The sequence below is a fragment of the Priestia megaterium genome (genome assembly GCF_046599315.1).
Taxonomy (GTDB): domain Bacteria; phylum Bacillota; class Bacilli; order Bacillales; family Bacillaceae_H; genus Priestia; species Priestia megaterium_F.
Map to the genome: position 1 here is coordinate 1 of NZ_JBKIKC010000004.1, position 13,887 is coordinate 13,887.

The following is a 13,887-nucleotide window of genomic DNA, read 5'->3' on the forward strand; positions in this document are numbered from 1 at the left end:
AGTTAATAAGTGGTCTAAAGACGTCAGTCGTTTCAGTCTTCTCCAAACTGCTATTTATGTATTTTGGTTATCTGTTCTGTTGCTGATCTATTCTTTTCCCATGGACTGGATTAGCTATAAGCTTTCAACAGCTTACCATATTACAACGCAACCTTTCCAAGGCTGGATGAAGGATCTCTTTACGGATTTTTGGGTAAACTATGCGACTATGTTTTTAGTGATTGCTGTATTATATGCTTTAATTCGTAAGTTTTCAAAAAGATGGTGGCTGTATGCATGGCTAGTATCTATTCCATTTACACTATTTTTGACGTTTATTCAACCAGTGGTTATTGATCCGTTATATAACGATTTTTATCCATTAAAGAATAAAGAGTTAGAGACGAAAATTTTACATTTAGCAGATGAGGCTCATATACCTGCTAAGCATGTGTATGAAGTAAACATGTCTGAAAAAACCAACTCTCTCAATGCATATGTGACGGGAATAGGTTCTAATTCAAGAATTGTGTTATGGGATACCACCCTTAATAAATTAACGGAACGTGAAATTTTGTTTATCATGGCGCACGAAATGGGTCATTATGTAAAGAAACATATTTATGTGGGAATTGCTTCAGCTTTAGTATTATCAATCGTAGGCTTATGGTTAACGAAGCACTTAGCTCGCTTTGTTATTAAGCGATGGGGAAAAGCATTAAAAATTACTTCTCTTAGTGATTTAAATTCATTGCCGCTTATTCTACTTCTTTTTTCTGTTCTTACATTTGCCGTAAGTCCTTTAACAAATATGCAGTCGCGTCATCATGAACTTCAATCTGACACGTACGCGATGGACCTAACGGGAGATAAACAAGCTGCTATTAAAACGTTTCAGGACTTAACAAAATCAGGATTATCTCAGGTGAATCCGCCGTATTTAGTGAAGATTTTCCGATACGGCCACCCAACAATACTAGAAAGAATTTCATTTGTTGAGAAGTATGAAAGAAATGAATAAGTGATATAAGAAAAAGTAAAGGATATATGAAGCCTTTTGTACGTAGGTATTAGTAGAAAAGCCTCCTTGCGAGTAGGAAAAAAATTCTAAAAGGAGGTTTCATTTCCGAAAGTACTGTTATATAATAATGTATGTAAAATAAAAACTGTTTTATAACAATAGGGAGGAATAGTTAGTTTTGATTGAAAAGATAGCAGTCAAAACTCTCAACGTATATTCACCTCAGTGAAGTCTTACTACATGTCCTTCAACAATTTATTTATTTCATCTGCGTTCTTACTAATATTATGATCAACTGCTAATTTATTTCATCATGAAACAGGCATATTCTAACTGCTGCGTTTTATATTTTTATGAATATAGAATTTAAAATTCATTAGGGGGTATAAGAAATGAAAGACATTCGTGTAAAAAACCTTGAAGAGAATTGGAAAAGCGATGAGCGTTGGAAAGGAATTGAACGTCCATATTCTGCAGAAAAAGTTATTGGGCTGAGAGGGTCCATTGATATTGAACATACGCTTGCTAGAAGAGGGGCCGAAAAGTTCTGGAACTTATTAAAAACAGAGCCATACGTCCATGCACTAGGAGCTTTAACGGGAAATCAAGCAGTACAACAGGTAAAAGCAGGGTTAAAAGCAATTTATCTCAGCGGATGGCAAGTAGCTGCAGATGCAAACCTTTCAGGAAATATGTATCCTGATCAAAGTCTATACCCAGCAAACAGCGTGCCGCATGTCGTAAAACGAATCAATCAAGCACTGCAGCGTGCTGATCAAATTCAGCACTTAGAAGGAGAAGGAGATATCGATTACTTTGCTCCAATTGTAGCAGATGCAGAAGCAGGCTTTGGAGGACAGTTAAATGTATTTGAATTAATGAAAGGAATGATCGAGTCAGGAGCATCTGCGGTACACTTTGAAGACCAATTATCATCTGAGAAAAAGTGTGGTCATCTGGGCGGCAAGGTCCTGCTGCCAACTCAGACGGCTGTAAAAAATTTAATTGCTGCTCGTTTAGCTGCCGATGTAATGGGGGTTCCGACGCTTCTGATTGCTCGTACGGATGCTGACGCCGCGGATTTAATTACAAGTGATGTTGATCCTGTAGATCGTCAGTTTATTACGGGTGAACGCACGGCTGAAGGATTTTATCGTACGAGAGCTGGAATCGATCAAGCTATTGCTCGAGGCTTAGCATATGCGCCATATGCTGACCTAGTATGGTGCGAGACATCTGAACCAAACCTAGAACAAGCACAAAGATTTGCAGATGCTATTCATGAAAAATTCCCAGGTAAAATGCTTGCTTATAACTGTTCACCATCTTTCAACTGGAAGAAAAAGTTAGATAAGAAAACGATTGAAAAATTCCAAAGAGAAATTGCAAAAATGGGCTACAAATTCCAGTTCGTTACGCTTGCTGGATTCCACGCTTTAAATCACAGCATGTTTGAGCTGGCACGAGGATATAAAGCAAGAGGAATGGCGGCTTATTCAGAGTTACAAGAAAGAGAGTTTGCTAGTGAGGTAAATGGATATACAGCTACGAGACATCAGCGTGAAGTAGGAACTGGTTATTTTGATGAAGTAGCACAAGTAGTTTCTGGTGGAACTTCATCTACAACAGCTTTAAAAGGTTCGACAGAAGAAGAGCAGTTTCAGGCGCATAAATAAAAAAATCTATGAGTGGAACGTTTGATTAATTCCGCTCATAGGAAAAATCCTAACAAAAAAGATTCTTACAGATGTAAGAATCTTTTTTATGTAGTAAATACGATTTAACAGACAGCTGTTCTTCCTGAGAAGAAAGTATCTGCCTGTTAAACGTACATATAAATTAAGTTCTTGAAATATTAAGTAGATGTTTGAAGCAGGGATTGGTACTGTGCTGATAACTCATAAAAAGCAATTTCATCACGTTGATCTAATGCCGTGTTAATGTTTGTTTCTAACAGTTCTTTTTGACGCTTAAAAAGCGATTCATCAATTACCATTTCGATATAAACATCCAACATACTCACAGTATCAATTACTTTTTTCTTGCGAGCGAGGGACTTCATCATTTCCGTGTACGATTTTTCATTGTTCATACCTCATCACCTCTGCACCCTTTTTATTATTATATAGATTAAAAGAAGAAAAAACAACTAATTTTCTAAATTTTTAGATTTTTATTTTTAGAAATGATAAAGTAAAAGGGAAACGCTACTTTCGTTTTTATCGATTGACTATTTGGTTTAAAAATGAATGCTTGGGGGCGAAGAAATTGGATCATTTAAAAAAACGTACGGTAACGATAGAGGATTTATATGAATTGAAGTCTGTGTATAATCCTCAGATTTCGCCAGATGGAAAAAGTGTAGTTTATACGATTCGAGAAACGAAAAAAATAGAAAATGCATATGAGACGCAGCTGTTTATGTTAGATCTTGAAACGAAAAAAACAAAGCAATTAACGTACTATAAAGGAAATAATCACTCTCCCGCCTGGTCCCCTGACGGCAAGTGGATTGCTTTTTTATCAGATCGCAGTCAAACTACTCAGCTCTATCTATTAGCAGTGACAGGTGGAGAAGCAGAAGCACTCACAAATCTTGAAAAAGGCGTTAATAACCTAGTATGGTCGCCTTATAGTGACGAAATTATGTTTTCTACAAAAGTAGTAGAAAAAGCTGTAAGAGTCGAACAAAATCATGAACATCCTCAGCCGTACGAAGTGGAGCGTCTGTTGTACAAATCCGATTCTAGCGGTTATTTGAAAGGTGAATATACTCAAGTTGCCGCAGTTAAACTTAAAAGTAAAGAAGTGACGTTTTTAACGGATGGTCCTTATCATCACTCTGTAGGATGCTGGGCCCCTGATGCAAACTCAATTGTATTTTGTAGCAGCCGAGGAGAGAATCCGGATTTATCCTTAACCATGGACGTGTTTATTTTGCATCGTGATAGCGGGAAATTAACATCTATTACAGCGGAAACAGGATATTTTCATCAAGTTTCGTGGTCACCAGATGGGTCATACATAGCCTACATTGGAAATGAACGTACATATGGATCGGCTTCAATGAATGACATATACATTTATCAGATCTCCAATCAAAAAACAGCTTGTATCACTGCTGATATAGACTTAGAAGTAGGAGATATGGTAGCAGGAGATTTTCACTTTGGAAGAAACACAGCGGGAATTATGTGGAGCAGCAATCAAGAATTTTATTTTATCGTAAGTGAAAAGGGTTCTGTAGGCATGTATAAAGGGAATGTGAATGGAAAGTTAGCCCCCGTGCTTATGGATAATGCTCACGTATATGGGATATCTGTTCTTCCCAATTGCGAGGAAGCGATCGTAGCAATCAGTACATTTACGCATCCCGGAGATCTTTATTCTCTAAATTTGAAAACTGAGGAATTAATAAAGCTTACAAACGTTAATGACTCATTTTTAAAGCATATGCAGCTAGCAGAAGCGGAATCTTTTTATGCGACTTCTACGGACGGTTTACACATCCACAGTTGGGCAGTAAAGGCTGTTGCCACCAACCATGTTTCTCCCACAATTTTAGAAATTCACGGAGGTCCGCATCTTATGTATGGTCATACATTTATGTTTGAATTTCAAGTACTTGCATCAAAGGGGTTCAATATCCTTTTTTCTAATCCAAGAGGCGGAAGAGGATATGGTCAATTATTTACAGATGCCGTTCGAGGAGATTACGGAGGAATGGATTATACAGACTTGATGGCAGTGACCGATGAAGCAATTAAGCGCTACTCTTATATTAATAAAGATAAACTTGGTGTAACAGGAGGAAGCTACGGAGGGTTTATGACAAACTGGATTGTAGGAAGTACGAATCGGTTTAAAGCAGCAGTGACGCAACGATCTATTTCAAATTGGACGAGTTTTTACGGTGTTAGTGATATTGGTTATTATTTTACCGAATGGGAATTAAAAGCTGATATTTATGAAAATCCGGAAAAACTTTGGAATCACTCACCGCTTCGTTTAGCAGAGAACGTTAACACACCGTTGTTAATCTTACATAGCGAACAGGATTATAGATGTCCAATTGAACAAGCTGAACAGCTTTATGTAGCACTGAAAAGAAAAAATAAAGAAGTAGAATTTATTCGTTTTCCTCAGTCTAACCATGAACTTTCTAGGAGCGGTAAGCCTAATTTACGAACAGCGAGATTAAAATATTTAACAAGCTGGTTTAAACGTCATTTAAAACAGTCTAAGTAAAAAGCGCACTCTGTTCAACCGAATATGTGCGTGTAAATAAATGCTATATGATAAACGCAAAAGGGCGGGAAAGGTAAAACGTTGTAAAACTTTTGTTTGGAAAAGGAAAGTAGTACAATAAGTGAAAAGCAGCACAGTTGTTTAAATAAGGAGAACATTCGATGGATTTTGAAACATTAAAGCATTATTTGACATTAGACGGCATACTCGAGTTATTAAAACAATATCAATCATTTGGAATCATTCCGGGACTGCTGTTGCCTATCTTAGAAGCGTTTATTCCCATCTTGCCGCTTTTTGCGTTTGTAATGGCTAATGCTGCCGCTTTTGGCTTATGGTTAGGCTTTTTAATTTCATGGGTTGGCAGCTGCGTTGGATCACTGCTGGTCTTTTGGATTTTTAGAAAATATGGACAGGCGAGATTTTTACACTTTATCAGTCGGCATGCACAAATTCGAAAGATTATGATTTGGGTAGAAAGGCACGGTTTCGGACCGTTGTTTATTATGCTTTGCTTTCCTTTTACCCCATCTTCGGCGATTAATGTAGTAGCAGGACTATCACGTGTCAGTATGGCTCAATTTATGCTTGCTGTATTAGCTGGTAAAATGGTGATGATATTTATGATGAGTTTTATTGGGGCCGACTTTGTTTCATTTGTGAAACAGCCTTTAAAAGCTGTACTTGTTTTAGTCATTATTTTTGTCTTATGGCTTGTTGGAAAACAAATTGAACGAAGATTAAATGAAAAATCTAAAGTGAAACAGTATGACAAATAGTTTGTTTATATATAACAAATAGTGATGAAAGACTGCCTTTTAATAGGCGGTCTTTTGTTATACATGCAGCCAAAGAGGGTATTGTAAACCATAGAAAGCTTTTTCTTATAGGAATACAGCAGCATTTTTGAAAGAGTTTTTAACTTTGCCTGGCCAAAGTTATTTGTCTGTTTATTCGGTTGGTAGAAAAATGCACATATGAAGGATATGTTCAGTCATCATCAATTTTTTTGTTTATCAATTATGAAAAATATGCTAAAGTAAAAGAAAAAACTGGGAATAAATTAGACGTCTATTCCTAGTTGCACCTAAGTAATGAACCCTTTGTTTTCTAGAGATATTCATGTTTTTTCTCAACATGTATTATCACCTCATGTATTTCAAAACGTTTTCTTAAAAATTGTATGAATGATTTTTGAGCTTGACTACTAAGATGTAAGTAGAGGGATCATTACTAGAAAAGCACCGAATGATCATTAAGACGTGCTTGGCGTCGTTTTGAGGAGGGGAATGCGCTACTAAGATTCAAGCGACTTGCTGATTAATCGTTGTTAGTAAGCGTCTTATAGCGCGGGTGACATGAGATTAAAAGATAAAGTGGCAATTATTACGGGTGCAGCAAATGGATTAGGGTTCGAAGCTTCTCGAATTTTCGCACAAGAGGGTGCAAAGGTCGCTATGGTTGACTACGATGTAAAAGTAGGAGAAGAACGAGCAGCTCAGCTAAAAGAAGAAGGCGGGGATGTAGCATTCTTTCAAGTAAACGTAGCGGATCGAGACAGTGTAGATGCAATGGTGGAAGAGGTAGTGAAACGCTTCTCTAAAATAGATATTTTAATTAACAACGCTGGTATTACAAGGGATGGAATGTTAACCAAATTATCAGTTGAAAATTTTCAAGCGGTAATTAACGTAAACCTTACAGGCGTTTTTCACTGTACGCAAGCAGTTGTACCGCATATGATTGCTCAGGGTAAAGGGAAAATTATTAGCACATCTTCGGTATCCGGCGTATATGGAAATGTTGGTCAAACAAACTATGCGGCGACAAAAGCTGGCGTAGTGGGAATGACAAAAACGTGGGCCAAAGAGCTGGGGCGAAAAGGAATTAATGTAAACGCTGTAGCTCCTGGATTCATTGAGACGGATATGGTAAAGGCGATGCCAGACAAAATCATTGATCAAATGAAATCCACTATTCCTTTACAAAGATTAGGTCAGCCTTCTGATATTGGTTATGCTTATCTTTATTTAGCATCTGACGAATCCAATTATATTAACGGTACAACACTCCATGTAGATGGTGGAATCATGATGTAAGAGTAGAAAATAATTTACTTTTCTAAAACTTTTCAGGGGTCATCTGACTACTGAAAAGTTTTTTTGTTTCATCCAGCATTTCACATATGTACAAAGTGGAATTTTATCTACAAGTTCAGTAAAATAATAAGGAGAGAGATAGAGAGATTTAGATAATCATTACTATAAAATTTTGATGACTGCGTCACGTGTTTGCGTGACGTTTATCCATTTTGTACTTATAACGAATCAAATCATAGAGAAGAAAAATGAAGGGGTGAGAACGTGGGGCTACAGTTTTTATTAGGACGTTCAGGAAGCGGAAAAACGGAATATCTTTTAAATAGCATGCGCCAAGAGCTGTTAGATGCTCCGCTTGGACATCCACTTATTTATATTGTACCTGAACAGATGACGTTTCAGTCGGAGTATGCGCTTGTTCAAACGCCTGGTTTAGAAGGCATGATGCGTGCTCAAGTTTATAGCTTTACACGTCTTGCATGGCGTATTCTGCAGGAAGTCGGAGGTATCAGTCGCTATCATGTGGATCAAACAGGGATTCATATGATGCTTAAGAAAATTATCGAACATCAAAAAGAAGAGCTTCGATTGTTTGCGAATTCTTCAGAGCAAGCAGGGTTTATTGAAGAATTAGAAAAAATGGTTAAAGAGTTTAAACAGTACACGGTGGATGTACCGTCTCTTGAAGCGATGAAGCAAAAGCTTCAGGCGGAAGACGAGAAGGTCCTTGCCGATAAATTACATGATTTACACCTCATTTACGGAGAATTAGAAAAACAGCTGATGACGAAATATGTAGATGGGGAGGATTATTTGAAGCTACTGAGTGAAAAAGTAGCGTCTTCTGCCTATCTTGCTCAAGCAACGATTTATGTAGATGGATTCCATCACTATACTCCTCAAGAGTTAACGGTATTAGTAGAGCTTATGAAAGTTTGTAGAGAAGTAAAAATAGCGGTTACTTCTGATTATTCATATCAAGATTTTATTCCAAATGACTTGCACTTGTTTCGATTAACGAGCGAAACGTATCAAGAAATAATGGGCCTGGCGGCTGAAAACGGAATAGAGATTCAAGAACCGAACGTATTTAACGAACAAAAGAGGCATCAAAACAGTCCAGAGCTTGCCTATTTAGAACGATTTTATGATGAACGGCCAACACCAGAATTTCAGTCAGAGCCCCAGCACATTCAGCTGCTGCCGGCTGTTAGCCGAAGAGCAGAAGTTGAAGGAATTGCAAGAGAAGTGCTGTCGCTCGTACGTGAGCATGGCTATCGCTATCGTGATATTGCTTTGATTGTTAGAAATTCAGAAGACTATCATGACTTGCTTCAAACCATTTTTCGAGATTACGAAATTCCTTACTTTATTGACCAGAAGCGCGCAATGTTTCACCATCCACTCGTTGAATTTATCCGCTCAGTCTTAGAGGTGGTAGGCGGGTCATGGCGATATGAAACGATCTTCCGAGCAGTGAAAACAGATCTTTTATTTCCTTTATCATCTGATGTGCACCAGCTCCGCGAAGAGATGGATGAATTAGAGAATTACGTACTTGCTTACGGTATTCAAGGATCTAAGTGGACGAGTAAAGAGCCATTTACCTACAGAAAATATCGTTCGCTTGAAGACATGAATCTTGGGAAAACGGACGAAGAACTTGCTTTTGAACAAAAAATAAATGAATTAAAAAATATGATTGTTCCTCCTATTTATTCGCTTCAGCAAAAATTAAAACAAGCGAAAATAGGAAAAGAAAAAGCAGAAGCGCTCTATCGTTTTTTAACCAATCTAGATATTCCACACAAAATAGAAGCGCTGCGTAATCGATGTGAAGAAGAAGGAAAGCTTCAAGAAGCAAGAGAACATGAGCAGGTATGGAAAGCAATTCTTCACTTATTTGATCAGTTTGTTGAAATGATGGGAGAAGAGAAAGTATCGATTTCTTTGTTCGCAAATTTATTTGAGACAGGGCTTGATAGCATGCAGTTTGCACTTGTTCCGCCTGCACTCGATCAAGTGGTTGTTGCAAGCTTCGAGCGTTCGCGTTTATCCCACATCAAAGCAAGCTTTGTGTTAGGTGTAAATGACGGTGTGATTCCAGCTAAACCAAAGAGCGATGGACTGTTATCTGAGAAGGAGAGAGAGCAGCTGCTTGAATCAGGTTTGTTACTGGGTCCAACTGGAAGACAAAAGCTGTTTGACGAACAATTTCTAATTTATTTAGCTCTTTCCAGCTCTTCTGAAAAACTTTATGTTTCGTATCCTCTTGCCAATGAGGAAGGGAAGACACTGCTGCCTTCGCTCGTTATTAATCGAGTAAAAGAGCTATTTCCGTTGCTGCAGGAAAAGCTGTTAATGACGGAACCTACGGATTTAGAAGAAGAAAAGCAAGTTGATTATATAACAAATCCGTTAACAAGCATCGCGCATTTAGCCAGCCAGCTGCAAGGATGGAAACGTCATTATCCGATGAGTTCCGCTTGGTGGGATGTATATAACTTTTATGTAGAAAATCCAAATTGGAAATCATACAGCGAGAGGGTACTAAGCAGCTTATTTTATAAAAATGAAGCAAAAAGGTTAACAAAGAACACGAGTCAGCGTCTGTATGGAAAACATATTCAAGCAAGCGTGTCTAGAATGGAAAAATTTGAAGCCTGTCCATATGCTCATTTTGCTTCTCACGGGCTCAAGCTTAAAGAACGAAAAGTTTTCAAATTAGCGGCTCCTGACATAGGTGAGTTATTTCACGCGGCGTTGAAGATGATTTCAGACGAACTTCGCAGCGGCCAAAAAGAATGGAAGAACTTAACGAGAAAAGACTGTCAGCAGCTTTCTACGGCTGCGGTGCATGAACTTGCTCCGCGCTTACAAAACGAAATTTTGCTGAGCTCTAATCGCCATCACTATTTAACGCATAAGCTGCAGCAAATTATTGAACGAGCATCGCTTGTGTTAAGTGAGCATGCTAAAGTCAGCGGCTTTGTTCCTGTTGGATTGGAATTAGGATTTGGACCTGGTGCGGAGCTGCCTTCTATGCAGTTTACACTGCCAAATGGCCATACGATGGAGCTTATTGGCCGAATTGACAGAGTGGACAAAGCGGAAAGCTCCAAGGGACTTTTACTGCGTATTGTAGACTACAAATCAAGCGATAAAGCATTAAACTTGGTGGAAGTGTATTATGGTTTATCTCTTCAAATTTTAGCTTATTTAGATATAGTCGTGACGTACGCTGAACAGCTTCTTCATGATAATAGAGGAGCATTGCCTGCTGGCGTTCTGTATTTCCACGTTCATAATCCAATGATCAACAGTACTAAAGCATTACAGTCCGATCAAATCGAAGCTGAAATCTTCAAGAAGTTTAAAATGAAAGGACTGCTTTTAGGAGATGAAGAAGCGGTACGGTTAATGGACGAGACGTTAGAATCAGGGCACTCACAAGTTGTATCTGCTGGCATTAAAAAGACAGGGGGCTTTTATTCCAATTCTTCGGTTGCGAGCGAAGAAGACTTTACACATCTCCGTCAATATGTGCGAAGTAAGTTTGTAGAGGCAGGCACAGAGATTACAAATGGAAAAATTGACATTTCGTGATTTGCATGAGGAAATGCAGAATTTGAATTTTACTCGTTTAAAGCCATGTAAAGGAGAAGCGTACGACTCGCAGCTTTTAGATGATTTCGGAGAGCTTCGCAAAAAAGCTAAGACAAGCCTTGAAAAACTTCATGCTGATTTGTTTTCTAGGCCTTTGCATGGCTATATGGCTGATTTTGAAAAAATGAAGCCTGTTATTGAAACGCTAATCTTTTTAGTTCAACGCTTCGGTGAACGATATGAACACATAAAAAAAGAGAAAGGGTTAGTGGACTTTTCTGATTTAGAACATTATTGCTTACAAATCTTGAGTGTAAAAGAAGACGGTGTGCTTAAGCCTTCGTCCATTGCACAAAAATATCGCACTCAGTTTGAAGAGGTGCTTGTTGATGAGTATCAAGATACAAATATGGTTCAAGAAACCCTGATTAAATTAGTGACGAGAGACAATGAAGAACAAGGAAATCTATTTATGGTGGGAGACGTAAAACAATCCATTTATCGCTTTCGTTTAGCGGAGCCATTTTTGTTTTTAACGAAGTATAAGCGATTTACGCAAGATGGACGGCAGTTTGGAAAACGTATTGACTTGAATAAAAACTTCCGCAGTCGTTCCCAAGTGCTTGATGCTACAAACTTTATTTTTAACCAGCTGATGGATGAAGAAGTAGGGGAAATTGTATATGACGATGATGCTTCTTTAAAATTAGGAGCATCGTATCCAAAAGTGGAAGGAATGGAAACGGAGCTTCTGCTAATTGCAAAAGAAAATGCAGAAGAAGGAGTGGAGGAAGAATCAGATTCTTCTCTTGTCGCTTTTTCAGAAGCAGAGCTTGAAACGGCTCAATTAGAGGCAAGAGCAATGGCACGTAAAATCAAAGAGCTCGTTCAAAATCGTTTTCAAATATATGATCGCAAGCTCGATATCATGCGAAACGTGACCTATCGTGACTTTGTTATTTTGCTTCGTTCTATGCCTTGGGCTGCGCAGATCATGGATGAATTTAAGCAAGAAGGCGTTCCAATTTATGCCGATTTATCAACAGGCTATTTTGATGCTACTGAAGTGATGATTATGATGTCTTTATTAAAAGTAGTAGATAACCCGCATCAAGACATTCCATTAGCTTCTGTCCTTCGCTCACCGGTAGTAGGGCTTTCAGACGAAGAGTTAGCTACACTGAGAGCAGAGCAAAAGAAAGGAACGTATTACGATGCGTTAAAAGCGTACTTAGCGGTTTCAAATCATGAAGAACTTCGCGACAAAGTAAAATATTTCTATGAGCAGTTAAAAGCATGGAGAACACAAGCTAGACAAAGCTCTTTGTCAGAGCTAGTATGGCAAATTTATCGCGATACAGGTTTCTATGAATTTGTTGGTGGACTTCCTGGTGGGAAACAGCGTCAAGCCAATTTACGTGCTCTTTACGATCGTGCTCGCCAGTATGAGGCGACTTCATTTAGAGGTCTGTTTCGATTTTTACGTTTTATTGAACGCATGCAGGATCGAGGGAACGATTTAGGAGCTGCTAGAGCGCTAGGAGAACAAGAAGATGTGGTGCGTCTGATGACTATTCACAGCAGTAAAGGTCTTGAATATCCTGTTGTTTTCGTAGCTGGTCTTGCTCGTCAGTTTAACTTGATGGATTTGAATAAAGCGTATTTACTCGATAAAGAACTAGGTTTTGGATCTAAATATATTGATCCGAAACTACGTATTACGTACCCAACTCTTCTTCAACAGACCATGAAGAAAAAAATAAAAAAAGAAAGCATGGCAGAAGAAATGCGGGTATTGTACGTAGCTTTGACACGTGCGAAAGAAAAGCTTATTTTAGTCGGAACAGTAAAAGACGCACCAGAAAAGCTCAGACAGTGGAGCTCCGTTATGGCACACGAAGATTGGACGCTTCCAGCTCACGTGAGAAGAGATGCAAAATGTTATTTAGACTGGATTGGACCTTCTTTAATTCGCCATCGACATGTTAGTCATATGGTTGAAGGAGAAGTCCAGCCGACTGAGATGATTCACCAGCATGCTTCAAGCTGGAAACTTTCAATGTTATTAGCAGGTGATTTAGCTGAACAGCCGCTTGAAGAGCAGCAGCACCATGAGGAGCTTTTGACCGCTCTTCAAAAACATGAGCCAGTTTCAGAGTCGAGCGATTATAAAGACGAAGTGTACAGACGCTTAAACTGGTCGTATGATTATCGTGTAGCTTCCGTTCATCGTTCGAAGCAATCTGTTTCTGAACTAAAAAGGCAGCAGCAGCTGACAGATGCAGGGGGAAGCGATGATCTCGTTCGCGGATCTAAAGTACCTCTTGAAGATCGTCCGCTGTTTCTTCAAGAGAAATCTCTCACAGGAGCTGAAAAAGGAACAGCCACACATGCCGTTATGCAGCAGCTTCCATTAAATAAAGCTTATACGCTTGAAATGGTTCAAGACTTTATTCAATCAATGGTTACCAAAGAATTATTGACCCAAGAACAAGCGGATGCCGTTGATGCAAATGATGTAGCAGAATTTTTAGACAGTGACATTGCACAAGGTATTCGAACGGCTCGCACTGTTTATAGAGAGATGCCTTTTAGTTTAGGTGTCTCTGCTAAAGAAATCTATAGTCATTGGGAGCAGGAAGACGAAACAATTTTAGTGCAAGGTATTATTGATTGTTTGTATGAAACGGAAGAAGGGCTCGTTTTACTTGATTTTAAAACTGATAATATTTCGGAACGTTTTCAAGGGGATTTCGAACGAGCAAAACCGTTTCTAATCGAAAGATACCGCATTCAGTTAGAACTTTATGCAAAGGCCATTGAGCGGATTGTAAAACAACCTGTGCAGCATTGCTATCTGTACTTTTTAGATGGCGGACATGCTGTTGAAATATAAAAAGAGAAGAAGGCCCTGGTCTTCTTCTTTTTCACCAA

The 13,887-nt window shown here is 38.6% G+C and carries 8 protein-coding genes; 7 read left to right on the forward strand and 1 reads right to left on the reverse strand.

What is annotated here, in order from left to right; translation table 11 throughout:
* Together ACLHDF_RS14390 and aceA are read left to right on the forward strand one after the other, a co-directional pair.
* Positions 1 to 1,000 (forward strand): M48 family metallopeptidase (locus ACLHDF_RS14390; RefSeq protein ID WP_413919438.1); only part of this gene is annotated, 1,000 nt, incomplete at its 5' end.
* A gap of 392 nt (positions 1,001 to 1,392) precedes the next feature.
* Entirely contained in the window at positions 1,393 to 2,676 is a 1,284-nt protein-coding gene (gene aceA, locus ACLHDF_RS14395) for an isocitrate lyase (RefSeq protein ID WP_413919439.1), read from the forward strand.
* 179 nt (positions 2,677 to 2,855) lie between these two features.
* Here aceA and ACLHDF_RS14400 read toward each other — a convergent pair whose 3' ends face one another.
* Complete coding sequence (locus ACLHDF_RS14400) at positions 2,856 to 3,092, reverse strand: IDEAL domain-containing protein (RefSeq protein ID WP_013055344.1); 237 nt, start codon at positions 3,090 to 3,092, stop codon at positions 2,856 to 2,858.
* 176 nt (positions 3,093 to 3,268) lie between these two features.
* Here ACLHDF_RS14400 and ACLHDF_RS14405 point away from each other — a divergent pair, with 176 nt between their 5' ends.
* From ACLHDF_RS14405 to addA, 5 genes are all read left to right on the forward strand, one after another.
* Entirely contained in the window at positions 3,269 to 5,248 is a 1,980-nt protein-coding gene (locus tag ACLHDF_RS14405; RefSeq protein WP_413919440.1) for a S9 family peptidase, read from the forward strand.
* 161 nt (positions 5,249 to 5,409) lie between these two features.
* Positions 5,410 to 6,027 (forward strand): TVP38/TMEM64 family protein, encoded by a 618-nt coding sequence (locus tag ACLHDF_RS14410; RefSeq protein WP_413919441.1) that lies wholly within the window; start codon positions 5,410 to 5,412, stop codon positions 6,025 to 6,027.
* Between the two features lie 579 nt (positions 6,028 to 6,606).
* Positions 6,607 to 7,347 (forward strand): 3-oxoacyl-ACP reductase FabG, encoded by a 741-nt coding sequence (gene fabG / locus ACLHDF_RS14415; protein WP_413919442.1) that lies wholly within the window; start codon positions 6,607 to 6,609, stop codon positions 7,345 to 7,347.
* Positions 7,348 to 7,611: 264 nt separating this feature from the next.
* Entirely contained in the window at positions 7,612 to 10,953 is a 3,342-nt protein-coding gene (addB, locus tag ACLHDF_RS14420) for a helicase-exonuclease AddAB subunit AddB (protein ID WP_413919443.1), read from the forward strand.
* The gene (gene addA / locus ACLHDF_RS14425) at positions 10,931 to 13,849 is read left to right on the forward strand and encodes a helicase-exonuclease AddAB subunit AddA (protein WP_413919444.1); all 2,919 of its coding nucleotides are present in this window, start codon (positions 10,931 to 10,933) and stop codon (positions 13,847 to 13,849) included. Before addB ends, addA begins: the two co-directional genes overlap by 23 nt.
* Positions 13,850 to 13,887 lie beyond the last annotated feature (38 nt).

Bases quoted from the DNA above. Each gene is read 5' to 3' on its own strand.
- ACLHDF_RS14410 (WP_413919441.1), top strand. From the start codon at position 5,410: ATGGATTTTGAAACATTAAAGCATTATTTGACATTAGACGGCATACTC.
- aceA (WP_413919439.1), top strand. From the start codon at position 1,393: ATGAAAGACATTCGTGTAAAAAACCTTGAAGAGAATTGGAAAAGCGAT.
- ACLHDF_RS14400 (WP_013055344.1), bottom strand. From the start codon at position 3,092: ATGAACAATGAAAAATCGTACACGGAAATGATGAAGTCCCTCGCTCGC.
- addA (WP_413919444.1), top strand. From the start codon at position 10,931: ATGGAAAAATTGACATTTCGTGATTTGCATGAGGAAATGCAGAATTTG.
- fabG (WP_413919442.1), top strand. From the start codon at position 6,607: ATGAGATTAAAAGATAAAGTGGCAATTATTACGGGTGCAGCAAATGGA.